20 protein-coding genes are annotated in these 21,486 nt (G+C 72.5%); 12 read left to right on the forward strand and 8 right to left on the reverse strand.

The window, feature by feature from the left end; genetic code table 11:
- Positions 1-362: 362 nt before the first annotated feature.
- Genes tsaB through tsaD form a run of 3 tightly spaced genes read left to right on the forward strand, consistent with a single transcriptional unit; the run spans position 363 to position 2,519 of the window.
- Positions 363-1,046: a tRNA (adenosine(37)-N6)-threonylcarbamoyltransferase complex dimerization subunit type 1 TsaB gene (gene tsaB / locus ACZ6R6_RS20115; RefSeq protein ID WP_470095306.1), complete on the forward strand. Its 684-nt coding sequence runs from the start codon at positions 363-365 to the stop codon at positions 1,044-1,046.
- Positions 1,043-1,495: a ribosomal protein S18-alanine N-acetyltransferase gene (gene rimI / locus ACZ6R6_RS20120; protein WP_470095308.1), complete on the forward strand. Its 453-nt coding sequence runs from the start codon at positions 1,043-1,045 to the stop codon at positions 1,493-1,495. Before tsaB ends, rimI begins: the two co-directional genes overlap by 4 nt.
- The gene (gene tsaD, locus ACZ6R6_RS20125) at positions 1,488-2,519 is read left to right on the forward strand and encodes a tRNA (adenosine(37)-N6)-threonylcarbamoyltransferase complex transferase subunit TsaD (RefSeq protein ID WP_451931668.1); all 1,032 of its coding nucleotides are present in this window, start codon (positions 1,488-1,490) and stop codon (positions 2,517-2,519) included. The genes rimI and tsaD overlap by 8 nt, the downstream gene beginning before the upstream one ends.
- 66 nt (positions 2,520-2,585) lie before the next feature.
- On the opposite strand, the gene ACZ6R6_RS20130 is transcribed toward tsaD, so the two are convergent.
- Entirely contained in the window at positions 2,586-3,779 is a 1,194-nt protein-coding gene (locus ACZ6R6_RS20130) for a hypothetical protein (RefSeq protein ID WP_470095310.1), read from the reverse strand.
- 192 nt (positions 3,780-3,971) lie between these two features.
- Positions 3,972-5,138: a class I SAM-dependent methyltransferase gene (locus tag ACZ6R6_RS20135; RefSeq protein ID WP_470095312.1), complete on the reverse strand. Its 1,167-nt coding sequence runs from the start codon at positions 5,136-5,138 to the stop codon at positions 3,972-3,974.
- Positions 5,139-5,442: 304 nt separating this feature from the next.
- Here ACZ6R6_RS20135 and groES point away from each other — a divergent pair, with 304 nt between their 5' ends.
- From groES to ACZ6R6_RS20155, 4 genes are all read left to right on the forward strand, one after another.
- Entirely contained in the window at positions 5,443-5,754 is a 312-nt protein-coding gene (groES, locus tag ACZ6R6_RS20140; protein WP_012887898.1) for a co-chaperone GroES, read from the forward strand.
- Positions 5,755-5,844: 90 nt separating this feature from the next.
- Positions 5,845-7,470: a chaperonin GroEL gene (groL, locus tag ACZ6R6_RS20145; protein WP_306859509.1), complete on the forward strand. Its 1,626-nt coding sequence runs from the start codon at positions 5,845-5,847 to the stop codon at positions 7,468-7,470.
- 276 nt (positions 7,471-7,746) lie between these two features.
- A complete protein-coding gene (locus ACZ6R6_RS20150) occupies positions 7,747-8,385 on the forward strand; it encodes a sigma-70 family RNA polymerase sigma factor (RefSeq protein ID WP_470095315.1) in 639 nt (212 codons plus the stop codon).
- A gap of 136 nt (positions 8,386-8,521) precedes the next feature.
- Positions 8,522-8,665: a hypothetical protein gene (locus ACZ6R6_RS20155; protein WP_470095317.1), complete on the forward strand. Its 144-nt coding sequence runs from the start codon at positions 8,522-8,524 to the stop codon at positions 8,663-8,665.
- Here the strand turns inward: ACZ6R6_RS20155 and ACZ6R6_RS20160 are convergent.
- Together ACZ6R6_RS20160 and ACZ6R6_RS20165 are read right to left on the reverse strand one after the other, a co-directional pair.
- Positions 8,626-9,003: a DUF5319 family protein gene (locus ACZ6R6_RS20160; protein WP_470095319.1), complete on the reverse strand. Its 378-nt coding sequence runs from the start codon at positions 9,001-9,003 to the stop codon at positions 8,626-8,628. The genes ACZ6R6_RS20155 and ACZ6R6_RS20160 overlap by 40 nt on opposite strands.
- Before the next feature lie 103 nt (positions 9,004-9,106).
- Positions 9,107-10,117: a helix-turn-helix transcriptional regulator gene (locus tag ACZ6R6_RS20165; protein WP_470095321.1), complete on the reverse strand. Its 1,011-nt coding sequence runs from the start codon at positions 10,115-10,117 to the stop codon at positions 9,107-9,109.
- 550 nt (positions 10,118-10,667) lie between these two features.
- On the opposite strand from ACZ6R6_RS20165, the gene guaB reads away from it, so the two are divergent.
- The 3 genes from guaB to ACZ6R6_RS20180 all read left to right on the forward strand — a co-directional run bounded on the left by guaB (position 10,668) and on the right by ACZ6R6_RS20180 (position 14,585).
- On the forward strand, positions 10,668-12,149 hold the full coding sequence (guaB, locus tag ACZ6R6_RS20170; protein WP_470095323.1) for an IMP dehydrogenase: 1,482 nt from the start codon (positions 10,668-10,670) through the stop codon (positions 12,147-12,149).
- A 136-nt stretch (positions 12,150-12,285) separates the two neighbouring features.
- Positions 12,286-13,404 (forward strand): GuaB3 family IMP dehydrogenase-related protein, encoded by a 1,119-nt coding sequence (locus ACZ6R6_RS20175; RefSeq protein ID WP_470095325.1) that lies wholly within the window; start codon positions 12,286-12,288, stop codon positions 13,402-13,404.
- 245 nt (positions 13,405-13,649) lie between these two features.
- The gene (locus tag ACZ6R6_RS20180; protein WP_470095327.1) at positions 13,650-14,585 is read left to right on the forward strand and encodes a hypothetical protein; all 936 of its coding nucleotides are present in this window, start codon (positions 13,650-13,652) and stop codon (positions 14,583-14,585) included.
- Here ACZ6R6_RS20180 and ACZ6R6_RS20185 read toward each other — a convergent pair whose 3' ends face one another.
- Genes ACZ6R6_RS20185 through ACZ6R6_RS20200 form a run of 4 tightly spaced genes read right to left on the reverse strand, consistent with a single transcriptional unit; the run spans position 14,586 to position 18,554 of the window.
- Positions 14,586-15,410 (reverse strand): class II fructose-bisphosphate aldolase, encoded by an 825-nt coding sequence (locus tag ACZ6R6_RS20185; protein WP_470095329.1) that lies wholly within the window; start codon positions 15,408-15,410, stop codon positions 14,586-14,588. It lies immediately after the preceding gene.
- 52 nt (positions 15,411-15,462) lie between these two features.
- Positions 15,463-16,512, reverse strand: coding sequence for a 1-phosphofructokinase family hexose kinase (locus ACZ6R6_RS20190; RefSeq protein ID WP_470095331.1), 1,050 nt, complete (start codon positions 16,510-16,512; stop codon positions 15,463-15,465).
- Complete coding sequence (gene nagA / locus ACZ6R6_RS20195) at positions 16,509-17,645, reverse strand: N-acetylglucosamine-6-phosphate deacetylase (RefSeq protein ID WP_470095333.1); 1,137 nt, start codon at positions 17,643-17,645, stop codon at positions 16,509-16,511. The genes ACZ6R6_RS20190 and nagA overlap by 4 nt, the downstream gene beginning before the upstream one ends.
- 36 nt (positions 17,646-17,681) lie before the next feature.
- Complete coding sequence (locus ACZ6R6_RS20200; RefSeq protein WP_470095335.1) at positions 17,682-18,554, reverse strand: SIS domain-containing protein; 873 nt, start codon at positions 18,552-18,554, stop codon at positions 17,682-17,684.
- Between the two features lie 104 nt (positions 18,555-18,658).
- Between ACZ6R6_RS20200 and ACZ6R6_RS20205 the strand changes: the two genes are divergently transcribed.
- Both ACZ6R6_RS20205 and ACZ6R6_RS20210 read left to right on the forward strand, forming a co-directional pair.
- Positions 18,659-19,429 (forward strand): DeoR/GlpR family DNA-binding transcription regulator, encoded by a 771-nt coding sequence (locus ACZ6R6_RS20205; protein ID WP_470095337.1) that lies wholly within the window; start codon positions 18,659-18,661, stop codon positions 19,427-19,429.
- 303 nt (positions 19,430-19,732) lie between these two features.
- On the forward strand, positions 19,733-21,484 hold the full coding sequence (locus ACZ6R6_RS20210; protein ID WP_470095339.1) for a glycerol-3-phosphate dehydrogenase/oxidase: 1,752 nt from the start codon (positions 19,733-19,735) through the stop codon (positions 21,482-21,484).
- The last annotated feature ends 2 nt before the right edge of the window (positions 21,485-21,486 follow it).

Raw genomic sequence — 21,486 nt, forward strand, 5'->3', positions numbered from 1 at the left:
AGGGCCTGCCGGCGTCACGGAGGTGACGCACGGTCCAGGCCGGACACAGCCCGCACTACGGTGATCCGGTGACAGTGGGCACAGCCGACGACGCCCGCGGCCTCAGGGGCGGCAGGACTGCGATACGTCGGCGTGGATGGCCACCGGAAGTCCGGTGGCTAGAGTCTTGACGCCTCGGGGCTGGACATGGGCACAGGTTAGCGACCCCGGCGTGGCACGTCCACGCGTTTGCCGGCGGACCCGTCGCGCGGCGGTGCCGGCCGCTCCCGGCGCCGGTCAGGCCGGTGCCGGGAGCGGCTCCGGGACGGACCGGTGGAGCGGAGTGGGCCCTGGTGCCCCGGGACGGACTAGGCTAACTGTCCGTGCTGGTCCTGGCCTTTGATACCGCGACCCCCGCCGTCACCGCAGCCCTGCACGACGGTGAGAGGGTCCTCGCCGAGTCGGCGACCGTTGACGCGCGCCGCCACGGTGAGCTGCTCGTACCCACGATCAAGACGGTCCTGCAGGAGGCCGGAGTCTCGCTCGGCGACGTCACCACCGTCGTCGCGGGCTCCGGCCCCGGCCCCTACACCGGCCTGCGGGTCGGCCTGATGACCGCCCAGGCCCTCGCGACGTCACTGGGCGTCCCGGCCTACGGCGTGTGCACGCTCGACGCCGTCGCCTACGGCAGCGGGCTGACCGGGCCGTTCCTGGTGGCCACCGACGCGCGGCGCAAGGAGGTGTTCTGGGGGCACTACGAGGACCCGCGGGTCCGGCTGTCCGGCCCCGCAGTGGACAGGCCGCAGGACCTGCCCGCGGAGCTCCCGCTCGTCGGCGCGGGCGCGCGGATGTACGCCGAGGTCGTCGGGCCCTCCCGCCTGGCCGACGCGCCGCAGTACCCCTCCGCGGGGGCGATGGCGGCGCTGGCCGCCGAGCAGCTCGCCGGGTCCGACGTCCGGGAGGTCGTGGAGAGCGGCACGCACCCCGTGCTGAGCCTGCCCCACCCGATCTACCTGCGCCGCCCCGACGCCCAGGTGCCCTCGGCGCCGAAGAAGGTCTCCGCATGACCGCCGCGCTGCGCCTGATGACCGTCGACGACCTGCCCGCCGTGCTGGAGATCGAGCGGAAGACCTTCCCGCGCGACGCGTGGAGCGAGGGCATGCTCCGCGGCGAGCTCGACGACCAGCCGCGGACCCGGCACTACGTGGTGGCCCTGGTGGACAAGGAGATCGTCGGCTACGCCGGGCTCTTCGCGGCCGGGGACCAGGCGGACGTGCAGACCATCGCCGTCTCGGCCCACCGGCGCCGGGCCGGGATCGGCGCGGCCCTGCTGACCGAACTGCTGGCGGAGGCCGTACGGCGGGGCGCGCACTCGGTGTTCCTGGAGGTCCGCGCCGACAACCCGGACGCGCAGGCGATGTACGACCGCTTCGGGTTCGAGCGGATCGGCCTGCGCCGCCGCTACTACGAGGACGGCACCGACGCGATCACGATGAAGAAGGACCTCAATGCGTGACGAACCTCTAGTCCTGGGCATCGAGACCTCCTGCGACGAGACCGGAGTGGGCATCGTCCGGGGGCACACCCTGCTGGCCAACGCGATCGCCTCCAGCGTCGAGCAGCACGCCCGGTTCGGCGGCGTGGTGCCGGAGGTGGCCTCCCGGGCGCACCTGGAGGCGATGACCCCGACCGTCGAGCGGGCCCTGGAGCAGGCCGGCCTGCGCTTCACCGACATCGACGCGATCGCGGTGACCGCCGGCCCCGGCCTGGCCGGCGCGCTGCTCGTCGGCGTCGCCGCCGCCAAGGCCTACGCGCTCGGCCTGGGCCTGCCGCTGTACGGCGTCAACCACCTGGCCGCCCACGTGGCCGTGGACCAGCTCGAACACGGCGCCCTGCCCAAGCCGTGCATCGCCATGCTGGTCTCGGGAGGCCACTCCTCCCTGCTGCTGGTGCCCGACGTCGCCAAGGACGTCATCTCGCTGGGTTCCACGGTCGACGACGCCGCGGGCGAGGCGTTCGACAAGGTGGCCCGGGTGCTCGGCCTGCCCTTCCCCGGCGGCCCCTACATCGACCGCGCGGCCCAGGACGGCTCCGGCACCGCCATCGCCTTCCCCCGCGGCAAATACGACGACGGGACGCTGGACTTCTCCTTCTCCGGGCTGAAGACCGCCGTGGCGCGCTGGGTGGAGGCGCGGGAGCGGACCGGCGAGCCGATCCACGTGCCCGACGTGGCGGCGTCGTTCCAGGAGGCCGTGGTCGACGTGCTGACCCGCAAGGCCCTGCAGGCGTGTCGCGAGCACGGCGTCCGGGACCTGCTGATCGGCGGCGGTGTGGCGGCCAACTCCCGGCTGCGCGCCCTCGCCCGGGAGCGCTGCGAGGCGGCCGGCGTACGGCTGCGCGTCCCGCGCCCGGGGCTGTGCACCGACAACGGGGCCATGGTGGCCGCGCTCGGCTCCGACCTGGTGGCGGCCGGCATCACCCCGTCCCCGCTGGACATCCCCGCCGACTCCTCACTGCCGATCACCACCGTCCACGTGTGACCTCGCGGCTCCGGCCGTCCACGCTCCCGCCGGCGGAGTCCGCGGCGGTGGCGCCGCCGTACGGGGTCAGTCCTTGTCGTTGCGGGTGGGGCGCAGCAGCGCCTCGGCGAGGGCCAGCATGGTCTCCTCAAGGGCGCTCAGGTGGCGGGTGAGGTCGGTCCGGGCCGGCTCCACGGCCTCGCCGAGGGCCTCGGCCAGCTGCTCGCGGTCGGGCTGGGCGCGGAGCATGTCGGCCAGGGGGAGGAGGGCTGCCTGGGTCTGGACGACGCGCTCGTCCAGGGAGGCCAGCCGGCCGGCGTGATCGGCGCTCTGGGCGTCGATGAGCTCGCCGACGTTCAGGACGGCGGGCAGCCCGTCGACGCGCCGGCCGACGGTCTCGACGTGGTCGTCGACGCCCTCCAGCCGGAGCCCGAGCTTCTCCGCGTGGCCCTCCAGCGTGCACAGGCGGGAGCCGACGGCGTCGACCCGGCCGGTGACGCGGCCCTCGACGTCGTCGAGGCGCTCGTCGAGGGCGTCGAAGCGGCCGTCGGTCCGGGTCGTGAGCAGCTCGACCCGGCCGTTGACCTGCTCGACCGCGGCCAGCAGGCGCTCGGCCGCCTCGCCGACGCTCTCCCGCACGCTCGCGGACAGGCCGAGCAGCCCCGACTCCAGGCGCTCGGCGCGCTGGGCGAGCTCGGCCAGCGACCTGTCCAGGCGGGTGAAACGGCCGGCCGCGGCCTCCATGCCGGCCTGGAGCCGGCCGAGGCGCTCGGCGAGGTCGCCCACCAGGTCGCCGACGCCCTGGGTGCCGTCGGCGATCGACTGGAGGCGGACGAGCGCCTCGTCCACGCTCTCGCCGACGGTGCCGACGTCGGCCCAGAGGCTCGGCAGCTCGCCGATGGGCGTGACCCGGTCGCGGACGGTCTCGACCCCCTGGCCGAGGGAGCCGACGCGCTCGCCCACGGCGTCCACGTGGTCGCGGACCGCCTCGACGTGCTGGGCCAGGCCCTCGGCCCACGCCGGCGGGCGGACGGCGATGTCGTCCAGGCGGCCGTGGACGGATTCCAGCGTCCCGCCCAGCCCGCCGAGCTCGCGCTCCCTGACCTCCCGCAGCAGCCACTCCATGCCCTCCAGGCGCTGGCGGATCTCATCCAGCACGGCGCCCTGGGTGCGCTGCTCGTACACGTGGTCCTGGGCGGCCCGGGCGAGGAGCTCGCGCATCCGGTCGGAGATGGCGGTCTGACTGCCTGCCTGGAGCAGGGTGTGGTCGGAGTGATCCACCGAGAGCTCCTTCACCCGCCGACGGTCAGCCGCGCGGTGGGGTTGGTCCTTTTTTGCTGGCGAACGCGGTCGAACCGCAGGCGGGGAAGAACTCCCGCCTGGCAACCCTAGCCTTTGGATCAAGGTTTTTCGGAGCGGAATTTAAAAGATCGTGATTGCCGATGGAATGTCTGGATTCGCGGTTTCGGCAGGTCAAGAAGGGGTGCAGATGAGGGCGAACGGCCTTTCGACAATCCGGGTGAGAATGACGACCGCCGAGCCGTCACCGGATAGTCGCAGGTCTTTCCGCAGGCGTTCGACATCGACCGCGGAACCGCGCTTTTTGATCGTCGCATTGCCGACCCCGCGCTCGCGGAGCGCCGCCCGCAGCCGCTTGAGCGAGAACGGCAGCACCTCGTGGACCTCGTACCGTGACGCCCACGGCGTCCGCACGGCGGCGTCCCCGGTGATGTAGGCGATGTGCGGGTCGAGCAGGCGGCCGCCGACCATCGCGGCGATCTCCGCGACGAGGTGGGCCCGGATCGCCGCGCCGTCCGGTTCGTACACGTAGCGGCCCACGGGGCCGTGCCCGGCCGGGCCGAGCGCCGGGTCGGGCGTCATCGTCGCGCCCGCCGGCAGGATCGTGGCCCTGCGCTCCGCGCCGCCGGCCAGCCCGCCGCACCAGATCACGGCTTCCTTGACGTCGCCTTTGTAGGAGACCCACTCGGCCTCGGCCCCGGCGGGGATGAACTCGTAGGGGATGCCGGGGGCGACCTTCAGGCAGGCCGCCTCGGCCCGTGCCACCATCGTCAGCACGTCGGGCCAGGGCGGCGAGTAGGCCATCGGGTCGAAGGTCCGGCCCCGCGCGGTACGGCGGGCGGGGTCGGCGAACAGGACGTCGAAGGCGGCCGGGTCGAGCGTGGCCGCGTCGGCCGCGCGGACCGAGACCCGGTCCCCGAACCCGAGGGCGTCGGCGTTGGCCCGGGCGACCGCGGCCGTGAGCGGGTCGGCGTCGACGGCCTCCACCGCGCATCCGGCCCTGGCCAGCGCCAGGAGGTCCCCGCCGATGCCGCAGCAGACGTCGGCGACCCGGGAGCCCGGGGCGATGCGGCGGGCCCGGTGGTCGGCGACCTCGCGGCGGGTGGACTGCTCCAGGCCGCCCGGGGTGAAATACATGAGATCGGCGTCGGCGCCGAACTTCTCCCTCGCCCGCCGCCTGAGCGTGGCCTGCGTGAGCGCCGCCGAGGTCAGGCCGGCGTCGTAGGTCTTCCGGAGCCGCGTCACCGCCGCCACCGGGTCGTCGCCCGCGATCTCGGCCGCCGCCCCCAGGGCCTCCTGGCCGCGCGGCGTCAGCAGCTCCCGGAATGCGTCAAGGTCCACGCCGTCCGACGTTACCGCCTGGCCGAGGTGCCGCCCTCCGCCTCGGTCCGGCGGCTCGGTCCGGCTCGGTCCGGAGGCCAGGTCCGCGCGGGCCGGAACCCCTCGACGCCGGGGGACCGACGTTCGCGGGAAGCGCACAAGGGCGGTTCGTGTTGACTGTCAAGCCCTCCTTGCATACTGTTCCGTATTGGCACTCTCCCCTTGAGAGTGCCAATAAATATGCGACGAGGCAGGTCTGACACCCGCGACGGCAGACCGCTGGTCGCCTCTTCTAGATCATCCAAATCTGAAGGGGAGGTCCGACGTGACGACCGCCACCAAGGTTCCCGTTAAGCCGCTCGGCGACCGCATCGTGGTCCAGCCGCTTGAGGCCGAGCAGACCACCGCTTCCGGCCTCGTGATCCCGGACACCGCCAAGGAGAAGCCGCAGGAGGGCAAGGTCCTCGCGGTGGGCCCCGGCAACTGGGACGAGGACGGGGACAAGCGTATCCCGCTCGACGTCAAGGAGGGCGACATCGTCCTCTACAGCAAGTACGGCGGCACCGAGGTGAAGTACGGCGGCGAGGAGTACCTGGTGCTCTCCGCCCGTGACGTGCTCGCCATCATCGAGAAGTAATCCACGCTTCATAAAGATGACGTATCGAGCCCCGGGCCGCGCGAGCGCCCGGGGCTTTGATGCGCCGACGTGCTTTTAGAGAGGACTGTCATGCCGAAGATCCTGTCGTTCGAGGAGGACGCCCGCCGCGCTCTTGAGCGTGGCGTGAACGCCCTCGCGGACGCCGTCAAGGTCACGCTCGGCCCGCGCGGCCGCAACGTCGTCATCGACAAGAAGTTCGGTGCGCCGACCATCACCAACGACGGTGTCACCATCGCCCGCGAGGTCGAGCTGGAGGCTCCGTACGAGAACCTCGGCGCCCAGCTCGCCAAGGAAGTCGCCACCAAGACCAACGACATCGCCGGTGACGGCACGACCACCGCCACCGTCCTCGCCCAGGCGATGGTCCGCGAGGGTCTGCGCAACGTCGCCGCCGGTGCCCAGCCGCTGTCGCTCAAGCGCGGCATCGACCTCGCCGCCAGGGCCGTCAGCGACAAGCTGATCGAGTCGGCCCGCCCGGTCGAGGACAAGAAGGAGATCGCGCACGTCGCGACGATCTCCGCGCAGGACGCCAAGATCGGCGAGCTGATCGCCGAGGCGTTCGACAAGGTGGGCAAGGACGGTGTCATCACCGTCGAGGAGTCCAACACCATGGGCCTGGAGCTGGAGTTCACCGAGGGACTCCAGTTCGACAAGGGCTACCTGTCGCCCTACATGGTGACCGACCAGGAGCGCATGGAGGCGGTCCTGGAGGACCCCTACATCCTGATCACCCAGGGCAAGGTCTCCTCCGTCGCCGACTTCCTGCCGCTGCTGGAGAAGATCGCCCAGACCAAGAAGGCGCTGCTCGTCATCGCCGAGGACGTCGAGGGCGAGGCCCTGGCCGTCCTGGTCACCAACAAGATCCGCGGCACCTTCACCTCCGTCGCGGTCAAGGCCCCCGGCTTCGGCGACCGCCGCAAGGCCATGCTGCAGGACATCGCGATCCTCACCGGCGGCGAGGTCGTCAGCGAGGAGGTCGGCCTCAAGCTGGAGCACGTCGGCCTTGAGGTGCTCGGCACCGCCCGCCGCGTCGTGATCACCAAGGACGCCACCACCGTCGTCGACGGCGCCGGCGACCAGCAGGCGATCTCCGACCGGGTCAAGGAGATCAAGCTCGCCATCGAGCAGTCCGACTCCGACTGGGACCGCGAGAAGCTCCAGGAGCGCCTGGCCAAGCTCTCCGGCGGTGTCTGCGTGCTGAAGGTCGGCGCGGCCACCGAGGTGGAGCTCAAGGAGAAGAAGCACCGCCTGGAGGACGCGATCTCCGCCACCCGCGCGGCGATCGAGGAGGGCATCGTCTCCGGCGGTGGCTCCGCGCTCATCCACGTCTCCAAGGTCCTGGACGACCTCGGTCTGTCCGGCGACGAGGCGACCGGTGTCGCCGTGGTCCGCAAGGCGCTCATCGAGCCGGCCCGCTGGATCGCCGAGAACGCCGGCCTCGAGGGCTACGTGGTGACCACCAAGGTCGCCGAGCTCTCCGTGGGCGAGGGCCTCAACGCCGCCACCGGCGAGTACGGCGACCTGATCAGCCAGGGCGTCATCGACCCGGTCAAGGTCACCCGCTCGGCCGTCCAGAACGCCGCCTCCATCGCCGGCATGCTGCTGACGACCGAGGCCCTCGTGGTGGACAAGCCCGAGGAGGAGGCCCCGGCCGCCGCCGGCGGTCACGGCCACGGTCACGGCCACGGCCACTGACCTCCACCGGATCCGCTACGGCCCGCGTCCCCTCGGGGGGTGCGGGCCGTTCGGTTTTCCGGGTAAACCGAAAGGGGCCCCAAAGCGTCATCGCCGGCCGCGCGGAAGGCCAAACGTCCTTCTAACAAATAGCCGACATATTCGGCTATCCAATGAAATATTTGCGCATACTAAGGTCGTCGCTGTCGCCATTCGATTACGCCCCGTTATCTCCGCCTCAATGTGACCAATCCGTAGCCGTTCGCCATGACGACAGGCCGGATCGGGGCGGGCATCATGCCTAACGTGACCGAGGGATGCGTCGCCGACGCCAAAAGTGGGGTAAGGCTTGCGACGAGATCTGACGGGGTCGCCCACAGGGATGATCTCAAGGATCTGACGAGCCTCGCCGTTCAGGGTGATCGCACCGCGATCGAAACCCTGATCGCGCAGCTACGGCCAATGGTCGTCCGTTATTGCCGTGCTCGTCTCGGCCGGGTCTCCGGTCAGTATCACATCGCAGACGACGTGGCCCAGGAAGTATGCATCGCGGTGCTGTCCGCGCTGCCCCGCTACCGGGACATGGGACGCCCGTTCGCGTCCTTCGTCTTCGGCATCGCCTCCCACAAGGTGGCCGACGCGCTGCGCAGCTCCGTGCGCTCCGCCGTGCCCACCCAGGACCTCCCGGACGGGCCCGACGAGGGCCCGGGGCCGGAGGAGACCGTGGTCCGCTACATCGAGGCCGAGCACGCCCGCAGGCTGCTGTCCAGGCTCCCCGACAACCAGCGCCAGCTGCTCATGCTCCGGGTGGTGTCGGGCCTCTCGGCGGAGGAGACGGGTAATGTACTGGGCATGTCACCAGGTGCGGTCCGGGTCGCCCAGCACCGGGCGCTGGCCCGGCTGCGGGCGATGGCGGAGCTGGAGTCGATAGCTTGACCGCCGAGCAGCCGAGCGTGGTCCGGCGGTGCGCGGCGCCGGGCGCGGCCCGCGGCGCCGGCTGGCGGGCGGGGCCATGACGGCGGTCCATCCGCGGCGTCCGGCCCGCAGATACGGGCCGGAGGAGGATCCGGCCGTGGCCGAGACCGACACGGTCCTGGAGGCGCTCTCCCGGAGGGAGGCCGTCCCCACCTCCGACGCCGCCGTCAACCTGCTGGCCGCGCTGATCGACGACGTCGATCAGCGCTGTTCCTCGGTGTCGATCACCCCGTCCACGTAACCCCGGGCGTACTCCCAGGTGACGTAGTCGGTGGGGTCGGGCTGGTAGGCGGGCTCGTGCACCTGCGGCCGGCCGTTCTCGATCATCTGCCGCAGGTTGCCGCGCAGCAGCTCCCAGTCGAAGTAGTGCTGCTCGCCGCACTCCGGGCAGTCGAGGACCAGGCCGAGCACCCCCTGGGGCTCCAGCAGCGAACGGAAGACCTCCACGTCGGCGAGATCGGTCATGGCCTCGTCGCGTTCGGCTGAGGTCAGCGGCTCGGGGTCGTCGGGCTCTCCCAGCGCCGCCGCCGGGTCGTCGGGGTCATCCGCGAACGGGTCGCGAGGGACATCGTCGAGCACGTTCCCACCTTATGACCTCGATGCGGCCAACAGGGGCCGAACTACACCAGTCGCCCACGACCAGGCCCGGAACCACACCGGCCGCCCGCGCGCAGGTCCGGAACTACGCCAGCCACCCACGGCGGGCGGCCTCCACGCCCGCCTGGAAGCGCGACTGCGCGCCGAGCTCGGCCATGGCGTCGGCGAACCGGGCCCGCACCGTCCGGACCGAGATCCCGAGCTGCCGGGCGATCACCTCGTCGGAGACCCCCTGGGCGGCCAGCCGCAGCACCCGCGTCACGCCGTCGCCGCGGTGCGTCCACGGCAGCGGCGCCGCGCGGGTCCACAGCTCCTCGAAGAGCGAGCGCAGCGCGGCCACCACGATGGCCGCCCGGACCAGGTGGAAGTTGTAGGCGTTCTCGGCGAGGGCGCCGCCCCACTGGGCGGGCATGCCCGCGGCGTCGGCCCCGGCGATCAGGAACCAGCTCGGCACCACGTCGAGGGTGCGGACCTGGGCCCCGGCCCGCTCGAACTGGTCCAGCTTGTCCCGCAGGCCGGCGGTCTCCAGCGTGTGGACCGGGATGACGACCCGGCAGGAGAGCAGGCCGGTGCGCTGGGCCCCGATCCACTGGTCGGCGTAGCGGTGCGCGAAGTCGCTCATCGTCCGGGTGTCGGGGACGGCCGACAGCAGCTCCAGCGGCGGCGCCTGGACCGCCATGCCGATCACGCTCTCGTAGAGCTCGTCGGCCCCGCCGACCAGGTCCACCGCGAACTGGCCGGTCTGGTAGTCGAGCCCGGCGTCGTACTGGTGGATGAAGCCGCGGATCGACCCGAGCACGGTGTCGATCCTGCGGCTCTCGGCGGCGAGGCGGTCCAGCCGCTCGGCGATCAGGTGGCCGAGCGCCGCGGCGGGGTGCCTGGCGAGATACTCCCCGCCCTGCTCGTCGACCACGCCCAGCCGCACGAGGCTGGCCAGCTCGCGCTCCAGCGCCTCGGGCGAGCGGTCGGTGGCGTCGGCGAGCGCGGCGCAGGTGGCGCGGTGCAGGCGCAACACCGTGTTGTACAGCGCGGTCTGGCCCGGGGTGAGGCCCAGGGTCGCGAGCGGATCGGGCAGTGCGGATGTGTCGATGCGCATCGGGGAGGGGCTCCTGAGGTGACGCGATCCCGAGAGGATAACCCGGCGAATCATCCCTGTCCGGACGTTGCCATGACTGGCGCGCCCCGTATCGGGCTCCGCGCCCGGCCCGCGGATCGGCCCGGCGGCACGTCGCGCCCGGCCCGCGCGTCGGCCCGCCGACGCGACGTGCGCGGGGCCTGACCCGGCCCGGCGGCACGTCACCCGCGGGTGCGGATCCGCCCGCCGGCGCGTCACGCCCGCGGTGCGACACCGCGGTGCAACTTCGTGCAATTGCACGTTTGCCCATTGCGGGTGGACAGGCGGTGACGCACCCTTGACAGAGCGTCGGCACCGGTCACGAGCGCCGCCGCCCGGACGCGGAGGGGGGTCCGGCGGCACACAGGCGTCTCGTGGCGGTGCCGGTGACCGGGGGACCGGGCGGGTCACCGACCGCTCGGTCCCTCGTTTATCCCCGATGTCCCCCGGGTTTGGAGCCAGACTCTAAACTATGACCAGGGGGCCGGCGCCTTTCCCCGCTTATGAGAGCGCCGTGGCAGGAGGGTTGCAGATGGCCAAGTTCACCGAGCCAGGACTCACGTTCGACGACGTGCTCCTGGTGCCCGCTTATTCGGATCTGCAGCCGGGGGAGGCGGACACCAGCACGCGGCTGTCCCGCGGGATCACCCTGCGCATCCCGCTGGTGTCGGCGGCGATGGACACGGTCACCGAGGCCCGCATGGCGGTGGCGATGGCCCGCCAGGGCGGCATCGGCATCCTGCACCGCAACCTCTCCATCGAGGACCAGGCCCAGCAGGCCGATCTCGTCAAGCGCTCCGAGGCCGGGATGGTCACCAACCCGGTCACCTGCTCGCCGGACGACACCCTCGCCGACGTCGAGCGCCTGTGCGCCACCTACCGGATCTCCGGCGTCCCGGTGACCGACCCGTCCGGCGTGCTCGTCGGCATCGTCACCAACCGGGACATGCGCTTCGAGACCGACCAGCGCCGTCCCGTGCGCGAGGTCATGACCCCGATGCCGCTGGTCACCGCGCCGGTCGGGGTGTCCAGGGACGGCGCGTTCGAGCTGCTCCGCGAGAACAAGATCGAGAAGCTCCCGCTGGTCGACGCCGACGGGCGGCTCCGCGGGCTCATCACCGTCAAGGACTTCACCAAGAGCGAGCAGTACCCACTCGCCACCAAGGACGCCGATGGCCGGCTCGTCGTGGGGGCGGCCATCGGCGTCGGGGGCGACGCCGAGAAGCGGGCGATGGCGCTGATCGAGGCCGGCGTCGACGTGATCATCGTGGACGTCGCCCACGGCCACTCCAAGGGGCTCGCCGACATGATCTCCACGATCAAGGCCAACAGCCGGGTCGAGGTGATCGGCGGCAACATCGCCACGCGCGCGGGCGCCCAGATGCTGATCGACGCGGGGGCGGACGCGATCAAGGTCGGCGTCGGCCCGGGCTCCATCTGCACCACCCGCGTGGTCGCCGGCGTCGGCGCCCCGCAGGTGACGGCCATCCACGAGGCCTCGCTGGCCGCCGGCCCGGCCGGGGTGCCGGTGATCGGCGACGGCGGTCTCCAATACTCCGGCGACATCGTCAAGGCCATCGCCGCCGGCGCCGACGCGGTGATGCTGGGCTCGCTCCTCGCCGGATGCGAGGAGTCGCCGGGTGAGCTGATCTTCATCAACGGCAAGCAGTTCAAGTCCTACCGGGGGATGGGCTCGCTCGGCGCGGTCCGCAACCGCGAGCGCGGTGGCGCCTCCTTCAGCAAGGACCGCTACGCCCAGGCCGACGTCGGCGGCGAGGACAAGTTCATCCCCGAGGGCATCGAGGGCCAGGTCCCCTACCGCGGTCCGGTCGCGGCGGTCGCCCACCAGCTCGTCGGCGGTCTGCGCCAGGGCATGTGGTACGCCGGGTGCCGCACGGTCGAGGAGATGCACACCCGGTGCGAGCTGATGCCGATCACCGCCGCGGGCCTGAAGGAGAGCCACCCGCACGACATCCAGATGACGGTCGAGGCTCCGAACTACCACCGTCGGTAGAGTCCTGTCGCGGACGCCGAGGACGGACGTCGAGGTGCCCGCGCCAGGTCCGGCGAGCAGGCGGGCCACAACGGCCCTGTACGGCTTACGCCGCTCGGCGTGAGCCGTACACGCATGGAATGGGAAAGACAGACATATGACTCAGGTGGAGATCGGACGCGGCAAGAACGGCCGTCGCGCCTACGCGCTCGACGAGATCGGCATCGTCCCGTCCCGTCGTACCCGCGACCCGGAGGAGGTCTCGATCGCCTGGCAGATCGACGCCTACCGGTTCGAGCTGCCCGTCGTGGTGAGCCCGATGGACAGCGTGGTCTCGCCCAAGACCGCGATCGAGGTCGGCAGGCTCGGCGGTCTCGCGGTGCTGGACCTCGAAGGTCTCTGGACCCGCTACGACGACCCGACGCCGTTGCTGGCGGAGGTGGCCGAGCTCAAGGGTGAGGCCGCGACCAGGCGGCTCCAGGAGATCTACGACGCGCCGATCAAGGACGAGCTGATCGGCCGCCGCATCGAGGAGATCCGCGCGGCCGGGGTGACCACCGCCGTCCGCCTGTCCCCGCAGCGCACCGTCCAGCACCACAAGGCCGTCATCGACGCGGGCGTCGACATCTTCGTGATCCGCGGCACCACGGTCTCCGCCGAGCACGTCTCCAGCCGGGCCGAGCCGCTGAACCTCAAGCAGTTCATCTACGAGCTCGACGTCCCGGTGATCGTCGGTGGTTGCGCCACCTACACCGCGGCGCTGCACCTGATGCGGACCGGCGCGGCCGGCGTGCTCGTCGGCTTCGGTGGCGGCGCCTCGCACACCACCCGCACGGTGCTGGGTGTGGTGGTGCCGATGGCGACCGCGATCTCCGACGTGGCCGCGGCCCGCCGCGACTACATGGACGAGTCCGGCGGCCGCTACGTCCACGTCATCGCCGACGGCGGCATGGGCACCTCCGGCGACATCGCCAAGGCGATCGCCTGCGGCGCCGACGCGGTCATGGTCGGCTCGCCGCTGGCCAGGGCGGTCGAGGCCCCCGGCCACGGCTTCCACTGGGGCTCGGAGGCGCAGCACCCCGAGCTGCCCCGGGGCAAGCGGGTCGAGTTCGGCACGGTCGGCACGCTGGAGCAGATCCTGCACGGCCCGTCCTCGGTGGCCGACGGCTCGATGAACCTGATGGGCGCGCTCAAGCGCACGATGGCCACCGCCGGATACTCCGACCTGAAGGAGTTCCAGCGGGTCGAGGTCGTCGTCGCCCCGCACACCAGCTGACGGGGCCGACGTCCCACCCGGACGCCCGGCCCGCCGGGCCGGGCGTCCGCCGTTCTCACGGCCCCGTCCCCTGCGCCGCGACGCGCGGGTGACGTGCGCGGGTGCGTGGACGGCGTGCGTGGATGGCGCGCGCGGGTGCGTGGACGGCGTGCGTGGATGGCGCGCGCGGGCGTGCGGACGGCGTGCGCGGGCGGCTACGGGATCGCGAAAGTGACGTATGGGGGAAAATCTGTGAACATGCCCATGTGTCGGATGATCGCGAGCTCCGGGCCGCTCTCAGCGAGGGCCCGTTCCACGTCGCGCTCCGGGCCGCGGTGGAGGCGCGCGGCCTGACCCTGGACCGGCTCCGCCAGCGCCTGGAAGAGCGCGGCCTGCGGGTCGGGATGACGAGCCTGAGCTACTGGCAGCAGGGCCTGCGCCGCCCCGAGCGGCCCGAGTCGCTGCGCGCCGTACGCGCCCTGGAGGAGATCCTCATCCTGCCGCCGCGCTCGCTGATGGGCCTGCTCGGCCCGCCCCGGCCGCGGGGCCGGGGCCAGAGCGCCGGGCCCGCGGCCGGGGCGGGTCCCCACTCCTCGGCCATGGGCCCCGCGCGCGCCCTGTCGAGCCTGCTGGACGAGCTGGACGGGGTGGCCGACGACCGCAGGCTGCACATCGCCGGCATGTACGAGTCGCTGCAGATCGGGGCGGACCGCAGCACCACGCGGCGCGAGACGCTCCAGGTGGTGCAGGCGCACGAGGACGCCGCCGACCGCTACATCATGGTCTACCGGGGCGACATCGGGTGCGACGTGGAGCGGGTGCGGATCCGGGCCCTGGAGGACTGCCGGGTCGGCCGGGTCCGCCGCGACGGGCCGACCGCTCTGGTGGTGGCCGAGCTGCTGTTCGACCGGGCGCTCCGGACCGGCGACACCCAGGTGATGCGCTACGAGCTCGCCGATCCGAGCGGCGTGGAGACCACCGAGTACGAGAGGGGTTTCCGCTTCCCGGCGGGCCAGTACGTGCTCCGGGTGAGCTTCGCCCCCGAGGCCCTGCCGGTCAGCGTGCGCCGCTTCGCCCGCCACGAGTCCGCGGCGGGCGAGCACGACCAGGGCGAGCTCGCCCTCAACGCCCACCACGCGGTCCACCTGGTGACCGGCTCGCTCCAGCCCGGCCTGATCGGCGTCCGCTGGAAATGGTCGTGATCAGCCGGTCAGGACCCCGAGGAGACGGGTGACCTCGGTGGCGACGGCCGCCCGGCCCGCCGCGACGTATTTGCGGGAGTCCACGACCTTCTCGTCGGCGGTCAGGTGGTCGCGGATCGCGCGGGTGAAGGTCTTGTTGAGGTGCGTGGCAATGTTGATCTTCTTCATGCCGTGCCGTACGGCGGCGCGCAGGGTCTCGTCCGGCACACCCGAGGAGCCGTGGAGCACCAGCGGGACCGGGACCGCGGCGCGCAGGGCGGCGATCAGCTCCAGGTCGAGGACGGCGTCCCTGGTCGTCATGGCGTGGGAGCTGCCCACGGCCACGGCCAGCGCGTCCACGCCCGTCCTGGCCACGTAGTCCACGGCCTCGTGCGGCTTGGTCCGCGCCCCCGGCGCGTGCACGCCGTCCTTGCCGCCGACCTCGCCGAGCTCGGCCTCCACCCACACGCCCCGCCGGTGGCACAGGGTGGCGACCTCGGCCGTGAGCGCCACGTTCTCCTCGTCGGGCAGCGCCGAGGCGTCGAACATCACCGATCCCAGGCCCAGCTCCACGGCCTCCTCGACGAGCGCTCGGTCGGTGGCGTGGTCGAGGTGCACGGCCACCGGCACCGCCGCCGCCCTGGCCACCGCGAGCGACGCGGCGGCGATCGGGGCGAGGGCGCCGTGGAAGCGGACGCAGTTCTCGCTGATCTGCAGCACGACGGGCACCCCGGCGGCCTCCGCCCCGGTGACGATCGCCTCGGCGTGCTCCAGCTGGATGACGTTGAACGCGCCGACGCCGGCCGGAGCGTCGCGGACGATGTCGCCGATACCGACAACAGGCATGTTGACCCTTTCGTATACGGGATGAGCGGTGCGATGCGGAGCGCCGGACGCCCTACGGGCGGGCCGGCTCCACCCGTATCTCCGGGTGGATCCTCCGGAACGTCTCCGGGTCGAAGTCGCCGGCGACCGGGGAGGCCACCGCGGCCGCGCCCAGGGCGGCCGCGCGGCGCAGCCGCTCGGGCCAGGGCATACCCTCCACCAGGCCCAGCGCCAGCCCCGCGACGAGCGCGTCACCGGCCCCCGTCGGGTTCCCCTCCACCCGGTACGGCATGGCGGCCCGCCAGGCGCCCTCGGGGGTCACGGCCAGCAGCCCGCCGGCGCCGAGGGAGACCACGACGGCCTCCGCCCCGTCCCGCCGCAGCACCTCGGCCCCGGCGAAGTCCCCGCCGGAGTCTCCGTCGGAATCCCCTCCGGAGTCCCTGCCGGGGTCTCGGAGAAGGTTGTCGCGGGCCAGGGCGCGGGCGAGCTCCTCGGCGTTGGGCTTGACGATCGAGGGGCGGCCGGCGGGGGCGTGCCTGAGCGGCTCGCCGTCGGCGTCCACGATCGCCGGGACGCCCCGCTCGCGGGCCCGGGCCGCGAGTTCGGCGTAGAAGGCGGCGGGCACCCCGCGGGGGAGGCTGCCGGAGATCACGACCGCCCCGGCCCGCCCGAGCAGCGTGTCGTAGTCGTGCAGGAAGCGGCCCAGCTCCTCGTCGGTCACCACCGGTCCGGGCTCGTTGAACAGCGCCGTGCGCCGCGCGGCCCGCTCCGCGCCGGGGGCGGGAGCCGGGCCGGACGGGGCGCCGCCGAGGTCGGAGACGGCCAGGGTGGCGCGTGACTCGGCGGCGATCGGGGTGAGGGCGGCGGGCAGGCCCGCCGCCGCGAGGTCGGCTCCGACGGCGTCACCGGTCGGGCCGCCCGCCAGGCCGGTGACGAGCACGTCCCTGCCCAGGGCGGCCAGCACCCTGGCCACGTTGACCCCCTTGCCGCCCGCTCTCCGGTGCACGGTCCGCACCCGGTTGACGCCGTCCCAGTCGACGCCGTCGGCCACGTAGGTGACGTCGAGGGCCAGGTTCAGCGTGACGGTCAGGACCGTGCCGTGCGGGGCGGGCGAGGAGGTCATGAGGGTTCTGTGATCCAGTTTCCGTGCTTCATGACACCGGCGACCTCCAGGTCGCCGGTGAGCACCACCAGGTCGGCCTGCTTGCCGACGGAGACGGAGCCCAGGCGGTCGGCGAGGCCGAGCACCCGGGCGGGGGTGAGCGAGGCGATCTCGGCCGCCTCCGGCAGCGACAGCCCGACCTCCTGGACGCTGCGCCGGAAGGCGACGTCCATGGTCAGGGTGCTGCCCGCGATGGAGCCGCCCTCGGCCAGCCGGGCGACGCCGTCCACGACGTCGACCTTCATCGGGCCGAGCCCGTAGACGCCGTCACCCATGCCGGCCGCGGCCATGGCGTCGGTGATCAGCGCGGTCCGGCCGGGGCCCGCGACCTCGTAGGCCAGGCGCATCATCGCCGGGTGCACGTGCACGCCGTCGTTGATCAGCTCGATCGTGACGCGCTCGTCCTCCAGCAGCGCGGCGATCGGGCCGGGGGCGCGGTGGTGCAGCGGCGGCATCGCGTTGTAGAGGTGGGTGGCGACGCTGCCGCCCGCGTCGATGCCCGCGATGGTCTGCTCGTAGGTGGCGTCGCTGTGCCCGAGCGCGGCGATCACGTTGTTCGCGACGGCCTCCCGGATGGTGTCGAGGGCGCCGGGCAGCTCGGTGGCGATGGTGAGCATCCGCACGTGGCCGCGGCCGGCCTTGAGCAGCTCGGCGAACTCCTGCGGGGACGGCTCGCGCAGCAGCGCCGGGTTGTGCGCGCCGCAGCGGGCCTTGGAGATGTAGGGGCCCTCGAAGTGGATCCCGGCCAGCAGGCCGTCCTCGCACAGGTCGGCCAGGGCGGCGGTCGCCCTGGCCAGATCGTCCGGGGCCGCGGTGACCAGGCTGGCCATGAGCGTGGTGGTGCCGTGCCGGGCGTGCAGCGCGGCGACCCGGCTCGCCTCGTCCGGATCGCCGGTGGGGAAGGAGCCGCCCGCCCCGCCGTGGTTGTGGATGTCGACGAAACCCGGCACGACGTATCGGCCCGCGAGGCTGTGGCCCGGCCCGGGGGCGGAGCCCTGGCCCACGTGGGTGATGCGGCCGTCTTCGATGGTGAGCCAGCCTCCGTGGACACCTTCGGGGGTCACGATACGGGCGTCGGCGAGTGTGATGCTCATGGCACTATCCTCTCCGGTCCTGGGGAGGACCGGTCATCAGGAGGAGAGGATCACCGACCTGGTGAGGTGGAGCGGCTCGTCGGGGTCGAGTCCCTGGGCGTGCGCCCGGGCCACGGCCACCCGCTGGACCCTGATGAGCTCGGCCATCGGGTCGAGGGTGCTCTCCAGGAAGGACCCGCCGGTGGCCTCGACCTCGCCGCGCAGGCCCTCGGGGGCCTCGCCGAGCATCCAGGTGACCCGGTTGGGCCCGGCGATGCTGATCGGGCCGTGCCGGTATTCCATCGCCGGGTAGGACTCGGTCCACGCCCGGCAGGCCTCGCGCATCTTCAGCCCGGCCTCCACCGCCAGGCCGTAGGCCCAGCCCCGGCCCAGGAAGGTGAACTGCTCGGCGGCGAGCAGGTCGGCCGGGAGCGGGTCGGCGACCGCGCGCTCGGCGTCGGAGATCGCGCCGGTCAGGTCCTCGCCGAGGTGGGCGCGGAGCAGGGCGAGCTGGGTGGTGGCGAAGCGGGTCTGCACGACCGACTTCTCGTCGGCGAAGTCGAGCACGACCACCTGGTCGGCGAGCGTCATGACCGGGGTCGCCGGGTCGGCGGTGATCGCGCTGGTCCTCGTGCCGGCGCCGCGGAGCAGCTCCAGCACCTCGGTGGTGGTGCCCGACCGGGTCAGCGCGAGCACCCGGTCGTAGGAACGGCCGGCCGGGAACTCTGAGGCGGCGAACGCGTCGGTCTCGCCGTGCCCGGCGCGCTCGCGCAGGACGGCGTACGCCTGGGCGATGAACCAGGAGGTGCCGCAGCCGACGACGGCGACGCGCTCGCCGCGCTGGGGGAGCGCGTCGGCGGACACCTCGCTGACGGCGCGGCGCCAGCAGTCCGGCTGTGACGCGATCTCGGCTTCGGTGTGCGTGGTCACGGCGTGCCTCCCCGAATTTGCTTTGTTGTGAGTGATTTATAGCAGAAATGAGCACAATTGTGCAGAGGTAGGTTTTGATCCTTCGCTGTGTCACCCTGTTCATCGTGAGCCGATATGAGCGCTGGAACGCCATCCTCGAACTGCTCTCGCAGGAGGGGCGCCTGTCGGTGGAGCAGGCGGCCGAGGCGCTCGTCGTCTCCACCGCCACGATCCGGCGTGACTTCGACCAGCTCGCCCAGCAGCAGATGCTCATGCGCACGCGCGGTGGCGCCGTCGCCCAGAGCGTGAGCTACGACCTGCCGCTGCGCTACAAGACGGCGCGGCACGCGGGGGAGAAGCAGCGGATCGCCGAGGCGGCGGCGGGGCTGGTGGCGCCGGGGGCGATCATCGGCATGAACGGCGGCACGACCACCTCGGAGGTGGCGCGGGCGCTGGCCATCCGGGCCGACCCGGAGATCGGTTTCACCATCGTCACCAACGCGCTGAACATCGCCGCCGAGCTGACCGTGCGTCAGCACGTCAAGATCGTGCTGACCGGTGGTGTGGCCAGGCCGCAGTCCTACGAGCTGATCGGCCCGCTGGCGTCGGGGGTGCTGGAGCAGGTCACGCTCGACATCGCGTTCCTGGGGGTGGACGGGATCGACGCCGAGGAGGGCGCGTCGGCCCACCACGAAGGTGAGGCGAGCGTCAACAACCTGCTGATCAGCAGGGCCGCCCGGGTCGTGGTGGTCGCCGACACCTCCAAGATCGGTCTGCGCGCCTTCGCCCGCATCTGCCCGCTCGGCGCCATCGGCACGCTGGTCACCGGCGAGGGCCTCTCCGACGAGGCCGCGGCCCGCTTCACCGACGCGGGCGTCAAGGTGATCCGTGCCTGAGCCCGCCCGGTGAAGGGCGTCGCCGCGCGGCCGGTCCGCCCGTCCCGGGGTTCACCGGACCGTCGGGTGGCACGTCCCGCCCGCGCCGTGATCGATCCCGGGCGGTCGATCCCCCGGCGCCGGATCACGGCCCGTGCGGGCTCCGCGCTGTCGGCGACCAGCGTTTCCGGGAGGATCTCCCACTGTCCACCGGGTTGTGGCGCGAATCTCGCCCGCTGTTCCCTACCGGTCAGTAGTGATGCCTAGGGTGGATGGGTAGAGACCTGACGCAAGGTGACAATCCGTACATCAGGGGGATGCAGCATGACGGCGCGAATGGGCACGGCACGGCTCGGTCCCGCCGAGCGGACCGCCGCACTGACGCAGATGGGCGCTCAGGAACTCGACGTGGTGGTGATCGGCGGCGGCGTCGTCGGCGCCGGGGTCGCGCTGGACGCGGCGACCCGCGGGCTGAGCGTCGGGCTGCTGGAAGCGCGGGACTTCTCCTCGGGCACCTCGTCCCGATCGTCCAAGCTGATCCACGGTGGTCTGCGCTACCTGGAGCAGCTCAACTTCGACCTGGTCAGGGAGGCGCTGCAGGAGCGCGCCCTGCTGCTGCAGCGGATCGCCCCCCACCTGGTGCGGCCGGTGCCCTTCCTGTTCCCGCTCACGCACATCGGCTGGGAGCGGCCCTACGTCGGAGCCGGCCTGGCGCTGTACGACATGCTGGGCTTCTCCTTCGGCTTCACCCGGGGCGTCCCCGGACACCGTCACCTGTCGCGCCGCAGGGCGCTCCGGCTCGCCCCCTCGCTGCGGCGGACCGCCTTCTCCGGCGCGGTGCAGTACTGGGACGCCCAGGTGGACGACGCCCGCTACGTGATGACCATGCTCCGGACCGCCGCCTCCTACGGGGCGCACGTCGCCTCGCGCGCCCAGGTGGTGGGCTTCCTGCGGGAGGGCGAGCGGGTCACCGGGGTCCGGGTGCGCGACCTGGAGGCCGGGACCGACATGGACGTGCGGGCCCGGCAGGTGGTCAACGCCACGGGCGTGTGGACCGACGACATCCAGGAGTTGGTCGGCGGCCGGGGGCAGATCCACGTCCGCGCGTCCAAGGGCATCCACCTGGTCGTCCCGCGCGACCGCATCCACTCCCTCACCGGGATCATCCTGCGCACCGAGAAGTCGGTGCTGTTCGTGATCCCCTGGGGCCGCCACTGGATCATCGGGACCACCGACACCCGCTGGGACCTGGACCGGGCCCACCCGGCCGCCTCCCGCTCGGACATCGACTACGTCCTGGAGCACGTGAACGAGGTGCTCTCGGTGCCGCTCACCCGCGACGACGTCGAGGGCGTCTACGCCGGGCTGCGCCCGCTGCTGTCGGGGGAGTCGGAGGAGACCTCCCAGCTCTCCCGCGAGCACATGGTGGCCCACCCGGTGCCCGGCCTGGTCATGGTGGCCGGCGGGAAGTACACGACCTACCGGGTCATGGCGCGGGACGCGGTGGACGCGGTGGCGCACGGGCTGGACCAGCGGGTCCCGCCGTCGTGCACGGACCGGATCCCGCTGGCCGGGGCGGAGGGATACCAGGCGCTGTGGAACTCCCGCTACCGGCTGGCCCAGTCGTCCGGGCTGCACGTGGCGCGGATCGAGCACCTGCTGCAGCGCTACGGGTCGATGATCGACGAGATTCTCACGCTGATCGAGCGGGATCCGTCGCTGGCCCTCCCGCTGACCGGGGCGGACGACTACCTGCGGGCGGAGATCGTCTACGCGGCCACCCACGAGGGCGCCCGCCACCTGAACGACGTGCTGGCCCGGCGCACGCGCATCTCGATCGAGACCTTCCACCGGGGGCTGGGCGTGGTCGAGGAGGCGGCGCAGCTGCTCGCCGGGCCGCTGGGCTGGGACGACGAGCAGGTCAAGCGTGAAGTGGAGTACTACACCAAGCGGGTCGAGGCCGAGCGGCTGTCCCAGGAGCAGGACACCGACCAGGAGGCCGACGCGATCCGCCTCGGCGCCCCCGACGTCGTCCCGGTCGCCAAGCCCGTCGCCGACCACGGCAACGGCAGATGAGC

It is taken from the genome of Streptosporangium sp. NPDC048886, from assembly GCF_055586905.1.